This window comes from Priestia sp. SIMBA_032, from assembly GCF_046535215.1.
Classification (GTDB): domain Bacteria; phylum Bacillota; class Bacilli; order Bacillales; family Bacillaceae_H; genus Priestia; species Priestia aryabhattai.
The window spans coordinates 1-231 of record NZ_JAWRXD010001673.1 but is presented as its reverse complement, the minus strand read 5'-3'; the positions used below and the strand labels follow the sequence as shown (position 1 = coordinate 231).

Annotated in this window: 1 protein-coding gene; it reads right to left on the bottom strand. The window is 73.2% G+C overall.

The window, feature by feature from the left end; translation table 11 throughout:
• On the bottom strand, positions 1-231 hold a 231-nt coding region (locus SB717_RS39935; RefSeq protein WP_410908909.1), incomplete at both ends, for a hypothetical protein.

Sequence of the window (231 nt, the reverse complement as noted above, 5' to 3'; positions counted from 1 at the left end):
CCCTGGGGTCGAACAGCGCCTCGTCCACGGCCGACTGGACCGCCGCGGTGAGGGTCTGCGCGGCCCCGCGGTGCACTTGCCAGAAACCGCGTGCGTCGAGCCGGAACTCCCGGTCGCCGACCTGCTCCCGGATGGGAACGGGACGTCGTCGGGGTCTGATGGTGCGCTTGCCGGAACGGACGGGGGCGTCGTTGACGAGGACGTGCGAGGCGCCGAGGCCCGTGGCGACGA